Below are 16,261 nucleotides of genomic sequence, written 5' to 3' on the forward strand. Positions count from 1 at the left end.
CGCCAACCGATTTGGCTCTTCGGGCAACCGACGCAGAAGTCGCCCGTCCGCGAACCCCTCGGGCGCGGTCAATGTGCGTGCCCGCCGGTGGCCGGCCGGAACAGTTCGGGATCGAAGTCGAGATCCGGCATACCCGGGATTCCCACCGTGTGCCGTTCGCCGGCGATCAGGCCGCGATCGTCCAGCAGATCGGCGTGACCCGAGGCGATCTCGGCGATGCCGTAGAGCGACTCGCCGCCGAGGGCGAGGTATCCGCTGTGGTCGTCCCACGGTGTCGACAGTCCGGCGACCTCGGCCTTGATGCGGGTCGCGCCGAAATCGGCTTGGGCCGGGTCGGCCCCGAGGGCGACGCCGACACCCGTGCCTCGGGTGTCGCCGCCGACGTAGGTGACCGGGTCCGTGGACGCCGCACCGACGAAGACCTGGCCCCCCGGCGGAAGGCCGAAGTCGTCGGCGGTGCGCGCCAGGTCGGTGCCCGGCGACCCGATCAGCACGACGTCGTCGGCGCGCATGTCGTAGCCGGCGCATGCGTCGGCCACGGTGGTCGAGCCGTAGGAATGGCCGACGACGGTGACGTGCGAGTCGGCGCTGTTGGTGACGTCGAGGGCGTTGACGTCGTTGGCGAGCAGGTTGCCACCGTGACGGGCCTGAGCCGGCTGCGCGATCTGGGGGTCGAGCAGGCTGTCGGGTGCGTCGTAGCCCATCCACGCCACGACCGAGAGTTTGCGGCTCGGATCTGCGGCGAACGTTTCCTCGTAGACGTTCACCGCATCGTCGCCCGTGAGCCAGCCGGTGTTCACGCCGTTGCCGGCGCCCGGCACCACGACGGTGGTGTTGTCGGCCTCGTCGGGGTTGCCGATCGCCACCGCGACGCGCCCCTCGCCACCGAATGCCTCTGGCTCGTAGACGTAGAGAAAGCCCGGAACGCCACCGGTCTTCGCGGCATTCGCGGCCAGCGCCGCCCGCACCCTCAGTGCGTTGTCGTACCGCGTGACGGCCGCCGGCGTCAGGCCGAATCGCTCGGCGTTCGCTCTCAGCTGATCCACGGTGCCGCCCGTGACGGCGGCGCGCCGTTCGACTCGGTCGACGTCCCGGTTCATGACTCGAACGTTGGCGTCGCTGCGCGCCGACACGGGAACGCCGTCGAGGCCGCCGATCTGATCCGGTTGTTCGGCGACGACCCGGATGCGCTCGGCGGGCGTGAGCGCGTTCCACCAGTCCCTCACTTCGACGGGGTCGCCGTCGATCGGAACGGCCGGTCCGTGTTCCGCGCTGTCTGGAGGGTCGCCGGACGCAGTCCGGAGCCGATCGGTGGGGACGTCACTCACGGCGTCGCGAAGGTTCCGGTCGAGGCGGCGGTCGGATTCGTCGAACCACGCCAGCAGCTCCGTCAGCCGTGCCGTGTGGTTCGTGGCCAGAACTCGTACGCGGATCGCGTCGACCGGGCTGGCGGCGGCGAACCTCGCCAGCGCGCTGCCCGGTTGCACCGAGACCGAGCCGTCGGGCGCGACGGACCAGCCCTGACCGTCGAGCCGATCGACGGCGTGCACGATGGCCGTGCGCTCGGCGGTCAGCGCGGCGGAGCCCGTATGAAGCGCGGCCTGCAACCGGGTCAGCGCGGCGTGCACCACCGCCATCCGCTCGGCCATCGATTCAGCGACACCGGTGGCGGCGTCCGATGCCGGGCCGTGCCACGTCGCGCGCAGCCCGTGCACCGCAGCACGGTGGGAGGACGTGTGCGCCGCCAGGGCGCCGACGGCCTCGGCGACGTCGAGCCCGATCCGACTGAGTTCCCCGGGACGGGAGGCGCGGACCGCGGTGATCGTGAGAGTCATGGCGGTGTCATCGAATGGCAGTCCGTCATGCCGAGGCGCCGGCCGAGATCTTCGTCGCCTCGTCGATAGCGCTGCGCCGCTGCGACGAGGCGCTCGGAGTGGGTCGACAGCTCGTCGGTCAGGCCGCGGGCGGCACCGTCGAGCACGTCGCCCACGAACCGGCAGGCCGAGCCGCTCCTGAGATCGGCCAGGTCTCCGGCGGCGCGCGTCATCGACTGCGCGACAGGGAGTTCGGACATGAAGCAGGCGACCTTGGCATCCGTGGCGGCAGAGGCGCACAGTGCGGATGGGTCGACTCGCAACGACGAAGCCATGGCGGCGACTCTATGGCCGTGCTCGCGGGTGGAGTCGGATTCATCCACAGTCCCGGATTCATCCCCAGATATCGTTCGGGGTATCGCATTCCGTCGGTCCACCGCAGCAGAGTGGTCGTCGTGAGTTCGACTGGTGGCATCCTCTGCGTGGTTTCCGATACGGGTCTGCGATCCGACGTCGACCGCATCGCGGCTGCGGTCGGGCTGCGGGTGGTGCATGCGGATCAGCCATCGGGACAGCAGGTTTGGTCGGCTGCGTCAGCCGTCGTCGTGGACGCCGAGGCCGCGCGTCGCTGCGTCGACCTCGTACTGGCCCGGCGCGACCACGTCTACCTGGTGAGCCGACGCGAACTCGATGCGGATCATTGGCGCGCTGCGATGACCATCGGGGTGCGGCGGGTGCTGACGCTGCCGGACGGCGAAGCCGAGCTGGTGGCGGAGTTGTCCGATGCGGGAGAGCCGCAGCGCGGCCGCCGCGGCACGGTGATCGCCGTACTGGGAGGTCGGGGCGGGGCGGGTGCGTCGGTGTTCGCGACGGCGGTCGCGATGGTCGCCGCCGAGGCGCTCCTGGTCGACGTCGACCCGTGGGGCGGCGGCATCGACCTCGTCGTGGGTAGTGAGTCGTCCACGGGTCTGCGCTGGCCCGACCTGGCGCTGCAGGGCGGTCGGCTGGCCTACGCCGCGTTGCACGATGCGCTTCCCCGCAAGCGCGGGGTCACCGTGCTCTCAGCCGGACGGACCGCCCACGAGATCGACGCCCGGGCGCTCGCTGCGGTGCTCGACGCAGCCACCCGCGGCGGCGTGCTGACGGTCTGCGACGTCGCCCGGCGGGCGTGTCCTGCCACCGAAGTGGTGCTCGAGGCTGCCGATCTGGTCGTGCTCGTCACGTCCGCGGACGTGCGGTCGTGTGCCGCGACGGCCGCGGTCGGCAGCTGGGTGACGGGGCTCAACCCCAACGTCGGCGTCGTGGTGCGCGGCCCGGCGCCCGGTGGGCTGCGCGCCAGCGACGTCGCGGCGTTGACCGGCCTGCCCCTGCTGGCGGCCATGCGGCCACAACCCCAGCTGTCGAACGTCCTCGAGCACGGTGGGTTGACCGTTCGCACCACGTCTCCGCTCGCAGTCGCGGCGCGGCAGGTGCACCAGGTGCTGGCTGGGCAGTCCGCGGTGGGTGCGGCGTGAGCGCATCGCGAGTCGAGCGGGTCCGCGAGCGCCTGGCCGGTGAGGCACTCACGTTGCGGCCCAACGTCGTTGCGGCCGCAATCCGCGCCGAGTCGGGCGGCGTGCTCGGCGACACCGAGGTGCTCAACGAGCTGCGCGTCATGCAGACCGAGTTGACCGGCGCGGGCATCCTGGAGCCGCTGCTGTGGGCCGACGGCACCACCGACGTGCTCGTCACCGCCCCGGACGCGGTATGGGTGGACGACGGTTCGGGACTGCGGCCCAGCAGGATTCGCTTCGCCGACGAGGCAGCGGTGCGGCGGCTCGCGCAACGGCTGGCGTTGGCAGTCGGCCGTCGCCTCGACGATGCGCAGCCCTGGGTAGACGGCCAGCTCACGGGGTTCGGTACGTTCACGGTCCGGCTGCACGCGGTGCTGCCGCCGATCGCCGAGGCGGGGACCTGCCTGTCGCTGCGGGTGCTCCGGCCGGCCAGCCAGGATCTCGCCGCGCTGGTGCGGTCGGGCGCGATCGCACCCGAGGCGGCGGGACTGCTGGACGAGATCATCGCGACCCGGCTCGCGTTCCTGGTGGCGGGCGGCACCGGCGCGGGAAAGACGACGCTGTTGTCGGCTGCGCTGGGCGCGGTCGCCGAAGACGAGCGCATCGTGTGCGTCGAGGACGCATCCGAGTTGGCGCCCCGCCACCCGCATCTGGTCAAGCTGGTGGCCCGCGCCGCGAACGTCGAGGGGATCGGCGAGGTCACCGTGCGCGACCTGGTTCGCCAGGCGCTGCGGATGCGACCCGACCGCATCGTCGTCGGCGAGGTGCGTGGCGCAGAGGTCGTCGACCTGCTCGCCGCGCTGAACACCGGCCACGACGGGGGAGCCGGAACTGTCCACGCCAACAGTCCGGCCGAGGTGCCCGCGCGGCTCGAGGCGCTCGCCGCGGCCGGTGGACTCGACCGCCGGGCACTGCACAGTCAGCTCGCCGCCGCGGTCCAGGTGCTGCTGCACGTCAGCCGAGACGCAGGCGGGCGACGACGGCTCGCCGAGATCGCCGTACTCGTCCGGGGTTCGGGCGGTGAGGTGTCGACCGAGACCGCCTGGCATGCCGACCGCGGCGAGGGGACGGGCATGGCGCGGCTGCGCGCAATGCTGGCCGAACGGGGCGGGCGGTGACGGGGGCGGCCCTGGCGCTCGCCGCCGCTCTGCTGCTGGCACCGGCGTCGCCACGCCGCCGGCTGATCCGACGCGAGGCCCGACGGCGAACCGTGGGGCGTGGACCGGTGACGGCCGCGGCGCTGACAGCGCTGGTGACCCTGGCCTTCGTCATGCCGATCCCGGTGGTCGCGGCGGCCGCGGTCTTGGTGGCGACGCTCGGCAGGCGCAGGCACGCGTCGCGACGGCACGGCCGGCGGTCGGAGGAAGCCGGCGTCCTGCAGAGCGGCCTGGCGGTGCTCATTGGCGAACTCCGGGTGGGGGCGCATCCCGTCGCGGCGTTCGAGACCGCCGCCCGCGAGACCCATGGCCCGGTCGCCGCAGCCCTGAGCGACGTCGCCGCCAGGGCGCGTCTCGGTGCGGACGTCGGTTCGGGACTGCTGGCGGTTGCGGACGGTTCAGCGTCGCCGGCGTACTGGGAGCGACTCTCGGCGTGCTGGGGACTGGCGCAGGCCCACGGTCTGGCCATCGCGACGCTGCTGCGCACTGCGCAGCGCGACATCGTGGAGCGCGAACGGTTCGCGTCCCGGGTGCGAGCAGGCATGGCGGGCGCGCGTGCCACCGCCGCGATACTCGCCGGTCTGCCGATGCTCGGGATCGGCCTTGGTCAGCTCATCGGCGCCGACCCCGTGCCCTTCCTGCTGAGCGACGGCCTCGGCGGATGGCTGCTGTTGGTCGGCACGGGACTGGTCTGCGCGGGGCTGCTGTGGTCCGACCGCATCGTGGATCGGGTGGTCGCATGACGTGGGCGGCACTCCTACTGGCAGCGGCGGTGCTGCTCGGTGGGACGTCGCGCCGAGCCGGGACGTCTCGCCGTCGCCCCGTCTCGGGCGCGCGGGCGGACGACTCGGACGACCCGCTGGCGATGGCGTCGAGTCTCGACATCCTCGCGGCGTGTCTGTCGTCCGGGATGACGGTGGCGGGCGCTGCATCCGCGGCGGCCTGGTCGGCGCCGCGGCCATTGGCCGAAGTGCTGTCGCGTGCAGCGGATCTGCTGGCGATGGGTGCCGATCCCGCCCGCGCGTGGGCCGACCCGACCACCGGCCACGTGGCGATCACGGCACTGGTCCGGCTCGCCAGGCGGTCCGCCGCGTCGGGCACCGCGCTCGCCCAGGGCGTCACCGAACTCGCCGAGCAGGCGCGCCACGACGCGGCCGATGCGGCGACGGGGGCATCCGAACGTGCCTCGGTGCTGATCGCCGGTCCGCTCGGACTCTGCTACCTGCCCGCGTTCCTGTGCCTGGGCATCGTGCCGGTGGTCGTCGGGCTCGCGGGCGACGTGCTGACCACCGGTGTGCTGTGAGATCGCACGACGACGTACTGGCTCGCGGACGGCCCGCGGTCACGATGGAGGAGAGGAAAACCGAGCATGGGCAACGCGATTCGATGGATGAGGACAAGGCTGACGTTGTTGGCGGTCGACGAGACGGGCATGTCGACTGTCGAGTACGCGATCGGCACCATCGCGGCCGCCGCGTTCGGCGCCATCCTCTACTCGGTGGTGACCGGCGACTCGATCGTCAGTGCGCTGACGAACATCATCAGCCGCGCGCTCACGACCAACGTCTGACCCGTGATGCCGGCAGCGTCACCGTGGAGGCGGCCCTGGCGGTCGCATCGCTGGTGGCGGTGCTGGTGCTGTGCCTCGCGGGTCTCACCGGCGTGGCGACGCACGTGCGCTGCGTTGATGCGGCGCGCGAGGCCGCCCGGCTGGCGGCTCGCGGTGACGACGCGTCGGGGGTGCTCGACCGTGCGGGTCCGGCAGGCGCGCGGCTCGAGGTGCGCAGCGAGGCTGGCCGAGTGGTCGCCCGCGTCACCTCGACGTCGACGCTGCTGCCGGGGATCGTCATCTCCGCCGAAGCCGTTGCCGCGTTGGAGAACCGATGACCGCGGCTCGGCAACCGTGGTGGCGGCGGCGATGGTCGCGGTCCTGGTGGCGGTGGCGCTCGGGGGTGTCGCGGTGGGCTCGGCCGTCTCCGCGCGCCACCGCGCTCAGTCCGCCGCCGACCTCGCCGCGCTGGCGGCCGCCGGCCGGCTCGGGCTCGGGCGTGACGCCGCGTGTGCGTGGGCGGAGTCGATCGCCGCCCCCATGCGCGCACGCGTCACCGAGTGCCTGGTCGACGGGCTCGACGTCGTGGTCCGGGTGGACGTCACCGCCCAGCTGGGGCGATGGGGTGTCGGGACGGCGCGGGCAGCGGCCAGAGCCGGGCCCGAGGAACGAGGCGCCTGGGCGACCCGTCCCGGGTGAGTACGGCTCAGGCCCGCGCGATCCTGTTGCGCAGCAGGCGAAGCCGTGAGGGCCGGCCCTCGTAGGCAGCACGCTCGGCTTCGGTCGGCTCGCGCAGCGACAGCATTCCCGCGTACACGCCGTCGCCGAGTTCGACGCGGTTCACGGTCACGTGGATCGGCGTCCAGCCGCCGTAGTTGCCGTGCAGGCGCAGCACCCGCGACGCGGACTGCGAGCCGAAGTCCCTCGACCCGAAGTCCGCCGTCATGGCTGCGACGTCGTCGGCGTCGTCGGGATGGACCATCGGTTCGCCGTCGTCGCGGTGCCGCCAGTCGTAGTAGGGGCACGGCTCGTCGAGCCACTTCAGCAACGTCCACGACTTGAGGTCGACCAGCGCCCTGTGCACGCCCGGCTGCGGTTCGTCGTCGAGCACGCTGCGCCCGACCTCGGCGGGGCTCTTCGTGGACTCGTCGCGGACGCTGCGCCAATTGATGGCGCGGCAGATCAACCGGTCCGGCCCGCCGTCGCTCTCGGCCATGATCCGTGCGACGAAGCCGACGACGATCGGGTTGCCCGCGTGGTCGGTGAGGTCCCACGAACTGCAGTGGACCTTGCCCGGCTCGGGCTCGATGGCCGCCGAGAGCACGTGCGCTTCCCGCTCGTTGAAGTCACGGGTCGGCAGGTCCTCGGCAAACGCCCGCCCGTGGGTCGTCTCGACGGACGGGTCGCGGCCGCTGTTGGCGAGTGATTCCGTCGTGTCGGTGGCAACGCCGTCGGTGAGGTCCCACTTCAGCGGCCCCGGGAGCGGCCGTGTCGGCGGATCGACGTTCGGGGGTCCCACCCACAGGTGCACGCCGTGAATGGTGCCGTCGGTCATCTGCACCACCTCGGTGCGCACCACCCGGTCGTTCTTCGGCGTGATGCTGCTCAGGCCCTGACCTGCGCGGACGGTCTCGGCGATCGCCGTCTGGATCGTCATCGAGTTCGGGTCGCGACGCAGGAAGGCGCTCACCGGCACCAGGTTCAAGGTGTGGTTGCCCTGTGCCACCACCACCGGTTCGGTGCCGAGAGTCTCCACCAGGAGCCAGTCGGGGGTCATGGGCGAATTCTAACGGCGCGAGGTTTTCGGACCGGGCGGATCGACCGATGCGAATTTCGTACCGTTCGGCCGTTATGCCTGGTCCGCCCCTTGGCGCAAGACTGAAACTCCTTGCCCTTTCACCTGCTTGAGGGTACTTTCCGACTACGCCCTGCTGGCCGTGGCAGACGACGGATCACGTTGTAGTGTCCGTTGTCGCCGAAGTCCCACGCGGGCGCGCCGGCATCCGTGGCCGACGACCATCGAGGGGTGGGTCGTCGCCACGGCCGGGTTCACGTACGCCGTCGGTCGAGTTCGCTCAGCACCAGTCGCAGCACCGTCACCGCACCCGCCTTGTCCAGTGGATCATTGCCATTGCCGCACTTGGGCGACTGCACGCACGACGGACATCCGTTCGGGCACTCGCAGGCCTCGATCGCGTCGGCCGTCGCCGACCACCACGTGACGATCTGACGGAATCCGCGGTCCGCGAAACCCGCCCCACCCGGATACCCGTCGTAGACGAAGATCGTCGGGAGCCCGTCCTCCGGCCCCACCGCCGTCGACACGCCGCCGATGTCGCCGCGGTCGCAACTGGCGACCAGCGGTAGCAGGCCGATCGACGCATGCTCGGCGGCGTGCAGCGACCCGGGAAACCGCAACGGGTCGATCCCGTTGCGCTGCAGCGCTTCCGGCGTGATCGTGCACATGACGGCCATCGTGTCGAGGGTGTGCGTGGGCATGTCGAGTTCGACGCAGTCGATCACCTCGCCGTTGAGTCTGCGCCGCAGGTAGCTCGTCACGGTGTGCGACACCGACACGGGAACCAGCCCGATGGTGACGTCGCCGTGGCTGCTGCGTTCGCCGGGGCCCGTGACGATGATGTCGGTGACTTCCCGTGCGGACGTGTTGTATCCGGGATCCTCCGGGTGGACGAACGCGATGCCGTCCTCGAAGTCCAGCGAGTCCACCAGGTAGGTCTCCCCGCGGTGCAGATACACCGCGCCCGGGTGCACCGTAGACGGCGCCTGCCCGGCACCGGTCGTGCCGAGCATCCGGCCGGTGTCGGCCTCCAGGATCGCGATCTGTCCGCCGGAGGAGCCGCGGATGTCCACTGCGGCATGGGGATCGACGCCGGGGCTCGGGAAGTAACCACTGGGACGCTTGCGCAACAGCCCGTCGTCGACCAGTGCCGCCGCGACCTCCTCGGCGTTCCACGTCCGGACCTCGGCCTCGGTGAGGGGGAGTTCGGTCGCGGCGCACAGGAGCTGCGGGCCGAGTACGTACGGGTTGGCAGGATCGATCACGACGCGTTCGATCGGCTTGTCCAACAACGCCGCCGGATGGTGAACCAGGTAGGTGTCGAGCGGATCGTCGCGGGCAATCATCACGATCAGTGCGCTCTGACCACGCCGGCCCGCCCGCCCGGCCTGCTGCCAGAACGACGCCACGGTGCCCGGGAAGCCGGCCAGGACCACCGCATCCAGGCCCGCGATGTCGACGCCCAGCTCGAGTGCGTTGGTGGTGGCCAGCCCGCGCAGGGTGCCGTCGGCGAGCGCGGCCTCCAGCGCGCGGCGCTCCTCGGACAGGTAGCCCGCCCGGTACGACGCCACCTGATCGGTCAGATCGGGTGCCACCGACTCGAGTCGGGCGCGCGCGCCGAGCGCCGTGAGTTCGGCGCCGCGGCGCGACCTGACGAACGTCAGCGTGCGCGCGCCCTCGACCATGAGGTCGGCCATCACGCGGGCGGCTTCCGCGCCTGCGGTGCGCCGGACCGGCGCCCCGTTCTCGCCGACCAGGTCCGTCCGCAACGCGGGTTCCCACAGTGCGACCGTTCGTCCGCCGTGCGGGGAGCCGTCCTCGGTGACCTCGGCGACGGTGTGGCCCAGCAGTTCCGACGCCGTCTCCGCGGGTTGGGCGGTGGTGGCGCTGGCGAAGATGACCGTCGGCTCGGACCCGTCGGCGGAGTACCTGGCGCACAGCCTGATCAGCCTGCGCAGCACCATCGCGACGTTGGAGCCGAAGATGCCACGGTAGTAATGACATTCGTCGACGACGATGAACCGCAGGTTGCGCAGGAACACCGCCCAGCGGGCGTGGTTGCGCAGCATCGAGAAGTGGATCATGTCCGGGTTCGAGAACAACCACCGCGACCGTTCCCTGGCGAACTGCCGGGCGTCGGTGGTGCTGTCGCCGTCGTACGGGCACGGCGCCACGCTCGACAGTCTCTCGACGGCGTCGGTCAGCGACTGCGCTGCACGCAGCTGATCGTGGCCGAGCGCCTTGGTTGGGGACAGGTAGAGCGCGCGGGCACGCGGGTCGTCCGCGAGGGCGGTGAGGATCGGAAGCTGGTAGGCCAGTGACTTACCCGACGCCGTGCCGGTACTCAGCACGACGTGCCGCCCGGAGTGCGCCAGGTCGGCGGCGGTCACCTGATGGGTCCACGGTTCGGTGATGCCGCGCGCGATGAACGCGTCCACGACGTCGCGTGGCGCCCAGTGCGGCCACGGCCGCCTGCGGGCACTGCGCGCGGCGAGATCGGCGACGTGGCGCAGCGGGTGTTCGTCGGCTTCGCCACCCGCGACCGCGCAGTCGAGAAGCTCTCGACCGAAGTCCGGCGCCAGACCCGACACGGGTTGCCTCCTCACGCTATTGGGGTGATCCCCGTGCGGTTCGCGAACGGTTCCATCGCGGTCCGCTCGGGCCCTTCACGGCGCCCCTGGACAATTGTTCCCCACCTACTGATCAGGAACCTGTCGCGTGGGCGTTCGACGTGATTGACTTATGGCGGTCGCAGCTTCTGTGTTCGTGTGTCAGCACCGAAGCACGGTGGACCGCACCCGCTGTAGTAGAACGAAAGAAGCACCAGATGCCACAGGGAACTGTCAAGTGGTTCAACCCGGAGAAGGGTTACGGATTCATTGAACAGGAGGACGGTGGCGGCGACGTCTTCGTTCACTACAAGCAGATCCAGTCCAACGGATTCCGCACCCTCGAAGAGAACCAGAAGGTCGAGTTCGAGATCGAGGACAGCCCCAAGGGCCCTCAGGCACTCAGCGTTCGCACCGTCTGAGCGACGCCGGCTGACAGAGAACCCCCGCAGCTCTCGTCCGGGACTGCGGGGGTTTCCCTATCTCCCGTCGCGTTGGTCGCGGCCGGTGCCGGCTGATTGACCCTCTGATGCCCGGCCCCGTGCGGCGTAACCGGGCGATCCCTGGCCTAGGGTCGGGATTGTGACGTGCGCCTGCGCGAGGAACCGACGCTGATGAGCCAGCTGTCCTTCTTCTCGGCTGAGTCGGTGCCGCCCGCGGTCGCCGATCTGACCGGGATCCTCGCCGCCCCTGGCCAGGCGGTACTGGTGAGCGAAAGTGGGCAGCGGGCAGCGCGACTGTCGGTGGTGGTGGATCGGCTGTGGCGGGCCGAGGCGCTCGCCGACATGATCAACGAGGCGGGTCTCACCGCCGAGATCGCCCGCACGGACGAGGACAGCCCGCTGGTGCGCACGGACGTCGACGAGCGTCTGACGCCGATCGCGGCCGCGTGGACGCGCGGCGCGGTGAAGACGGTGCCGCCGCAGTGGCTGCCCGGCCCGCGAGAGCTGCGCGCGTGGACGCTGGCGGCCGGATACCCGGAAGCGGACCGCTACCTGCTGGGCCTCGACCCGCATGCACCCGATACGCATTCCGCACTCGCGTCGGCCATGATGCGGATCGGCATCGCTCCGACCCTGATCGGCACCAGGGGGTCCCGCCCGGCACTGCGCATCAGTGGTCGCCGGAGGCTATTGCGCCTGGTAGAGAACGTGGGGGAACCTCCGCGGGACACCGAGGCGTTCTCCATGTGGCCACGTACTTGACGTCCGTCTCGAGGCGAGCCGGTTTGCGTACGCTGCCGCGTAGTGCGAAATTGTCAGTTGCCGATGGCCCAGGGCGGGTATCTACTACCTGATCCGGACACCCATCGCGACTCAAGAGTGGAGCGTGTACGAGGTTGGCTGACCAGGATGGTGGCAGCGGCAACGGAAGGGTTAGGCGACTCGTCATAGTCGAGTCGCCGACCAAGGCGCGCAAAATCGCGGGCTACCTCGGCTCCAACTACGTCGTCGAATCGTCGCGTGGACACATCCGCGACCTACCTCGAGCAGCCGCCGACGTCCCCGTGAAGTACAAGTCGGAACCGTGGGCGCGCCTCGGCGTCAACGTCGACGCCGACTTCGAACCCCTCTACATCGTCAGCCCGGAGAAGAAGAGCACCGTCACCGAACTCAAGGCGCTGCTCAAGGACGTCGACGAGCTGTACCTCGCGACGGACGGTGACCGCGAGGGTGAGGCCATCGCCTGGCACCTGCTGGAGACGTTGAAGCCGCGCGTCCCGGTCAAGCGGATGGTCTTCCACGAGATCACCGAGCCGGCGATCCGCGCAGCCGCCGAGAACCCCCGCGACCTGGACATCGACCTGGTCGACGCCCAGGAGACCCGACGCATCCTCGACCGCCTCTACGGCTACGAGGTCAGCCCCGTGCTGTGGAAGAAGGTGGCCCCTAAGCTGTCGGCCGGCCGCGTGCAGTCGGTGGCGACGCGCATCATCGTGTCGCGCGAGCGGGAACGCATGGCGTTCCGCAGCGCCGGCTACTGGGACGTCACCGCCGAACTCGACGCGAGCGTCTCCGATCCCGAGGCCTCGCCGCCGAAGTTCACGGCGAAGCTCAACACCGTCGACGGCCGCCGCGTCGCCAGCGGCCGGGACTTCGACTCCCTCGGCGGGGTCAAGAAGCCCAACGAAGTGCTGGTGCTCGACCAGGCCGCGGCCACGAATCTCGCCACGGGCCTGCGCGGCGCGCAGCTCGAGGTGTCCTCGGTCGAGCAGAAGCCATACACCCGCCGGCCGTACCCGCCGTTCATGACGTCGACGCTGCAGCAGGAGGCCGGCCGCAAGCTGCGCTTCTCCTCCGAGCGCACGATGAGCATCGCGCAGCGGCTGTACGAGAACGGCTACATCACCTACATGCGCACCGACTCGACGACGCTGTCCGAGTCGGCCATCAACGCCGCCCGCAACCAGGCCCGCCAGCTCTATGGCGAGGAGTACGTCCACCCGACGGCGCGCCAGTACACCCGCAAGGTGAAGAACGCGCAGGAGGCCCACGAGGCCATCCGACCGGCCGGCGACGTGTTCCAGACGCCAGGCCAGCTGCACGCGCAGCTCGATACCGACGAATTCCGGCTCTACGAGCTGATCTGGCAGCGCACCGTGGCATCGCAGATGGCCGACGCGCGCGGCACGACGCTGTCGCTGCGGATCTCTGGCACAGCCACCTCCGGCGAGCAGGTCGTCTTCAACGCCAGCGGCCGCACCATCACGTTCCCCGGCTTCCTCAAGGCGTACGTCGAGACCGTCGACGAGCAGGCGGGCGGCGAGGCCGACGACGCCGAGAGCAGGCTGCCCAACCTCACCCAGGGCCAGCGCGTCGACGCCGCCGACCTGACCGCCGACGGCCACACCACGAGCCCGCCCGCCCGCTACACCGAGGCCTCGCTGATCAAGGCGCTGGAAGAACTCGGCATTGGTCGCCCGTCGACGTACTCCTCGATCATCAAGACGATCCAGGACCGCGGGTACGTGCACAAGAAGGGCAGCGCGCTGGTGCCGTCCTGGGTGGCGTTCGCCGTCATCGGGCTGCTGGAACAGCACTTCGGCCGTCTCGTCGACTACGACTTCACCGCCGCGATGGAGGACGAACTCGACCAGATCGCGTCGGGCACCGAGCAGCGGACCAACTGGCTCAACAACTTCTACTTCGGTGGCGAGCACGGTGCCGACGGCTCGATCGCCCGTTCGGGTGGTCTTAAGAAGCTCGTCGGCGGCAACCTCGAGGACATCGACGCCCGAGAAGTCAACTCCATCAAGCTCTTCGACGACGACGAAGGCCGCGCGGTCAACGTTCGCGTGGGCCGCAACGGACCGTACCTCGAGCGCATGATCCTCGGCGAGGACGGCGAACCGACACCGCAGCGCGCCAACCTCAAGGACGAACTCACTCCCGACGAGTTGACCCTCGAGCTGGCCGAGAAGCTGTTCTCGACGCCGCAGGAGGGCCGTTCGCTCGGCGTCGATCCGGAGTCCGGGCACGAAATCGTCGCCAAGGACGGCAGATTCGGGCCGTACGTCACCGAGATCCTGCCGCCTCCGCCGGAGGAGCCAGACGACGGCGCACCGGCGAAGAAGGGCAAGAAGCCCGTCGGCCCCAAGCCGCGCACCGGATCGCTGCTGCGCTCGATGGACATCGAGACCGTCACGCTGGAGGACGCGCTCAAGCTGCTGTCCCTGCCGCGCGTCGTCGGCATCGACCCGGCGACCAACGAGGAGATCACCGCGCAGAACGGCCGGTACGGCCCATACCTGAAGCGCGGCACTGATTCTCGCTCGCTGGTGAACGAAGAGCAGATGTTCACCATCACGCTCGACGAGGCGCTCAAGATCTACGCAGAGCCCAAGCGGCGCGGCAGGCAGGGGGCGGCGACGCCGCCGCTGCGCGAGCTGGGCAAGGACCCGGTGTCCGAGCAGCCGATGGTGATCAAGGACGGCCGGTTCGGTCCGTACGTCACCGACGGCGAGACCAATGCGAGCCTGCGCAAGGGCGACGACGTCATGTCCATCACCGATGCCCGGGCCTCGGAGCTGCTGGCCGATCGTCGTGCCCGCGGGCCGGTGAAGAAGAAGGCCGCCGCGAAGAAGGCACCGGCCAAGAAGGCTGCGAAGAAGACGCCTGCGAAGAAGGCCCCGGCCAAGAAGGCCGTCAAGAAGGCTTAGTTCTGGGCGTCGGACGGCACGCGAGTGCGTGCCTGATCCGGTGACACCAGTCGCACCGGGCGCGCGAGCTGCGTGGGCGCCACCCGACCGCGCAGTTCGACGATCTCGCCGACGTCCCAGCACAGCGCCTCTTGGTCGAGTGCGCCGCTGACGGCGATCGCCGACGCGAGTACGTGGCCTTCCTCCAGTTTGGCCAGTTCGGTCAGGCGGGCGGCCTCGTTGACCGGGTCGCCGATGACCGTGTACTCGAAGCGTGCCTGGGCGCCGATGTGGCCGGCGATGGCACGGCCGGAGGACACACCGATGCCGAACTCGGTCTGGCCCAGCACCTCGATGAGGTCGTCGTGCAGTTCGCGCGACGCCGCCAGCGCCGCGCCGCAGGCGTCCGGGTGCTCGATCGGCGCGCCAAAGATGGCCAGCGCCGCATCGCCCTGGAACTTGTTGACGAACCCGCCGTGCCGGTTGACGGAGTCGACGACGACGCGGAAGAACTCGTTGAGCAGGCTGACGACCTCGGCCGCCGGGATCGTCGACGCCAAATGCGTGGAACCGACGAGGTCGACGAACAGCACGGCGACGTCGCGTTCCTGGCCGCCGAGTTCCGTGCCACGCTCCAAGGCGCGCCGGGCGACGTCCTCGCCGACGTAACGCCCGAACAGGTCGCGCAGGCGTTGCCGCTCGGCCAGATCGCGGACCATGTCGTTGAAGCCTGCCTGCAGGAGGCCCAGCTCGCTGGCGTCGTAGATCTGCATGTGCGCGTTGTAGTTGCCGCGCTGCACCTCGCTCAGTGCCCAGCGCAGTTGGCGCAGGGGGTCGGCGATCGACATCGCGACCAGGACGGTGCCGGTCAGGCCGATCACCAGAGCCGAGATGGCCAGCAGCAGGATCGGCGTGTTCAGCCGCTCGGCGGGAGCGGTGAGGATCTCGAACCTGCTGGCGACCAGGGCCAGCACGATGGCGAGGATCGGCACCGCGGTGGAGAGCACCCAGGTGAGCACCTGCCGCAGGATGACGCCGGGCGCGCGGAAGTTCATGGGCGCGCCCCCGCGCAGCGCCGCGACGGCGACGGGCCGGAGCACGCGTTCGGCCTGCAGGTAACCGATGATCGCGGTGGCGGTGGCGCCCAGCAGAGAGGCCACGGCCACGACCGGGGCGGATTGGCTGGCCACCGGCCAGCTCGCGACGATGAAGACGATCGAGCCGAGGAACCAGTTGGAGACGCTGATCACCGAGCGGTAGTACGGCATCCGCAGGGCGCGTACGCGGGCGATCTCGGTGATCGTGGGGTCGGTGCTGGCGAGCAGGGTGTCGCGGCGTTGCCAGCGGATCACCGGCAGCAGCATCCGCAGCGTCAGGTAGGCGCCCACGGTGAACGAGACGAACAGGTAGCCGAGGAAGATCGCGAGGTTGAACGTGGGCAGGTCCTGCAACTGGATGCGGTCGTCCGGCGGCAGGCCGAAGCGCAGGAAGCCCAGCACCAGCAATGCGCCGATGATGTCGGCCTGCAGCATCCCCAGGGTGAACACCGGCCAGGGCGTACGCGCGACCCACCGGACGAATGCGTTGATTCGCCCAATCGGTGTCGCCGCCGTCGTCACCCGACAACCGTAACGTTCCGGGCT

At 70.3% G+C, this 16,261-nt stretch carries 15 protein-coding genes; 10 read left to right on the plus strand and 5 right to left on the minus strand.

Annotation, left to right across the window (positions count from 1 at the left end; all coding sequences use genetic code 11):
- Positions 1–68: 68 nt before the first annotated feature.
- A complete protein-coding gene (locus G6N61_RS22635; RefSeq protein WP_163921321.1) occupies positions 69–1,835 on the minus strand; it encodes an alpha/beta hydrolase in 1,767 nt (588 codons plus the stop codon).
- A complete protein-coding gene (locus tag G6N61_RS22640) occupies positions 1,832–2,197 on the minus strand; it encodes a type VII secretion target (protein ID WP_179973508.1) in 366 nt (121 codons plus the stop codon). The genes G6N61_RS22635 and G6N61_RS22640 overlap by 4 nt, the downstream gene beginning before the upstream one ends.
- Positions 2,198–2,269: 72 nt before the next feature.
- On the opposite strand from G6N61_RS22640, the gene ssd reads away from it, so the two are divergent.
- The 7 genes from ssd to G6N61_RS30955 all read left to right on the plus strand — a co-directional run bounded on the left by ssd (position 2,270) and on the right by G6N61_RS30955 (position 6,772).
- Positions 2,270–3,328: a septum site-determining protein Ssd gene (gene ssd / locus G6N61_RS22645; RefSeq protein ID WP_308215017.1), complete on the plus strand. Its 1,059-nt coding sequence runs from the start codon at positions 2,270–2,272 to the stop codon at positions 3,326–3,328.
- Positions 3,325–4,485, plus strand: coding sequence for a TadA family conjugal transfer-associated ATPase (locus G6N61_RS22650; RefSeq protein ID WP_163921330.1), 1,161 nt, complete (start codon positions 3,325–3,327; stop codon positions 4,483–4,485). The genes ssd and G6N61_RS22650 overlap by 4 nt, the downstream gene beginning before the upstream one ends.
- Positions 4,482–5,267: a type II secretion system F family protein gene (locus G6N61_RS22655; RefSeq protein ID WP_163921334.1), complete on the plus strand. Its 786-nt coding sequence runs from the start codon at positions 4,482–4,484 to the stop codon at positions 5,265–5,267. The genes G6N61_RS22650 and G6N61_RS22655 overlap by 4 nt, the downstream gene beginning before the upstream one ends.
- Positions 5,264–5,827 (plus strand): type II secretion system F family protein, encoded by a 564-nt coding sequence (locus tag G6N61_RS22660; RefSeq protein ID WP_163921337.1) that lies wholly within the window; start codon positions 5,264–5,266, stop codon positions 5,825–5,827. Before G6N61_RS22655 ends, G6N61_RS22660 begins: the two co-directional genes overlap by 4 nt.
- An 87-nt stretch (positions 5,828–5,914) precedes the next feature.
- On the plus strand, positions 5,915–6,094 hold the full coding sequence (locus G6N61_RS22665; RefSeq protein WP_377039319.1) for a DUF4244 domain-containing protein: 180 nt from the start codon (positions 5,915–5,917) through the stop codon (positions 6,092–6,094).
- A 23-nt stretch (positions 6,095–6,117) separates the two neighbouring features.
- Complete coding sequence (locus G6N61_RS30950; RefSeq protein WP_235887260.1) at positions 6,118–6,411, plus strand: TadE family type IV pilus minor pilin; 294 nt, start codon at positions 6,118–6,120, stop codon at positions 6,409–6,411.
- Positions 6,389–6,772 (plus strand): Rv3654c family TadE-like protein, encoded by a 384-nt coding sequence (locus G6N61_RS30955; RefSeq protein ID WP_276078574.1) that lies wholly within the window; start codon positions 6,389–6,391, stop codon positions 6,770–6,772. The genes G6N61_RS30950 and G6N61_RS30955 overlap by 23 nt, the downstream gene beginning before the upstream one ends.
- Before the next feature lie 7 nt (positions 6,773–6,779).
- On the opposite strand, the gene G6N61_RS22675 is transcribed toward G6N61_RS30955, so the two are convergent.
- Positions 6,780–7,850, minus strand: coding sequence for a PAS domain-containing protein (locus G6N61_RS22675; RefSeq protein WP_163921345.1), 1,071 nt, complete (start codon positions 7,848–7,850; stop codon positions 6,780–6,782).
- Positions 7,851–8,122: 272 nt separating this feature from the next.
- Entirely contained in the window at positions 8,123–10,462 is a 2,340-nt protein-coding gene (locus G6N61_RS22680; protein WP_163921348.1) for a DNA 3'-5' helicase SftH, read from the minus strand.
- 236 nt (positions 10,463–10,698) lie between these two features.
- Between G6N61_RS22680 and G6N61_RS22685 the strand changes: the two genes are divergently transcribed.
- From G6N61_RS22685 to topA, 3 genes are all read left to right on the plus strand, one after another.
- Positions 10,699–10,902 carry a cold-shock protein gene (locus G6N61_RS22685; RefSeq protein ID WP_163921351.1) on the plus strand — a complete coding sequence of 68 codons (204 nt, stop codon included), beginning with the start codon at positions 10,699–10,701 and terminating at the stop codon, positions 10,900–10,902.
- 192 nt (positions 10,903–11,094) lie between these two features.
- A complete protein-coding gene (locus G6N61_RS22690; RefSeq protein ID WP_163925031.1) occupies positions 11,095–11,685 on the plus strand; it encodes a hypothetical protein in 591 nt (196 codons plus the stop codon).
- 134 nt (positions 11,686–11,819) lie between these two features.
- Positions 11,820–14,639, plus strand: a complete 2,820-nt coding sequence (gene topA / locus G6N61_RS22695) for a type I DNA topoisomerase (RefSeq protein WP_163921354.1) — start codon at positions 11,820–11,822, stop codon at positions 14,637–14,639.
- On the opposite strand, the gene G6N61_RS22700 is transcribed toward topA, so the two are convergent.
- A complete protein-coding gene (locus G6N61_RS22700) occupies positions 14,636–16,237 on the minus strand; it encodes an adenylate/guanylate cyclase domain-containing protein (protein ID WP_163921357.1) in 1,602 nt (533 codons plus the stop codon). The two genes, topA and G6N61_RS22700, sit on opposite strands and share 4 nt — an antisense overlap.
- Positions 16,238–16,261: the final 24 nt, after the last annotated feature.

It is taken from the genome of Mycolicibacterium arabiense, assembly GCF_010731815.2.
Classification (GTDB): Bacteria; Actinomycetota; Actinomycetes; order Mycobacteriales; family Mycobacteriaceae; genus Mycobacterium; species Mycobacterium arabiense.

What these genes read in the sequence shown, in the direction of transcription:
- G6N61_RS22675 (WP_163921345.1), bottom strand. Translation starts at nt 7,850, where the DNA reads ATGACCCCCGACTGGCTCCTGGTGGAGACTCTCGGCACCGAACCGGTG.
- G6N61_RS22635 (WP_163921321.1), bottom strand. Translation starts at nt 1,835, where the DNA reads ATGACTCTCACGATCACCGCGGTCCGCGCCTCCCGTCCCGGGGAACTC.
- G6N61_RS22685 (WP_163921351.1), top strand. Translation starts at nt 10,699, where the DNA reads ATGCCACAGGGAACTGTCAAGTGGTTCAACCCGGAGAAGGGTTACGGA.
- G6N61_RS22660 (WP_163921337.1), top strand. Translation starts at nt 5,264, where the DNA reads ATGACGTGGGCGGCACTCCTACTGGCAGCGGCGGTGCTGCTCGGTGGG.
- G6N61_RS22665 (WP_377039319.1), top strand. Translation starts at nt 5,915, where the DNA reads ATGAGGACAAGGCTGACGTTGTTGGCGGTCGACGAGACGGGCATGTCG.
- G6N61_RS22690 (WP_163925031.1), top strand. Translation starts at nt 11,095, where the DNA reads ATGAGCCAGCTGTCCTTCTTCTCGGCTGAGTCGGTGCCGCCCGCGGTC.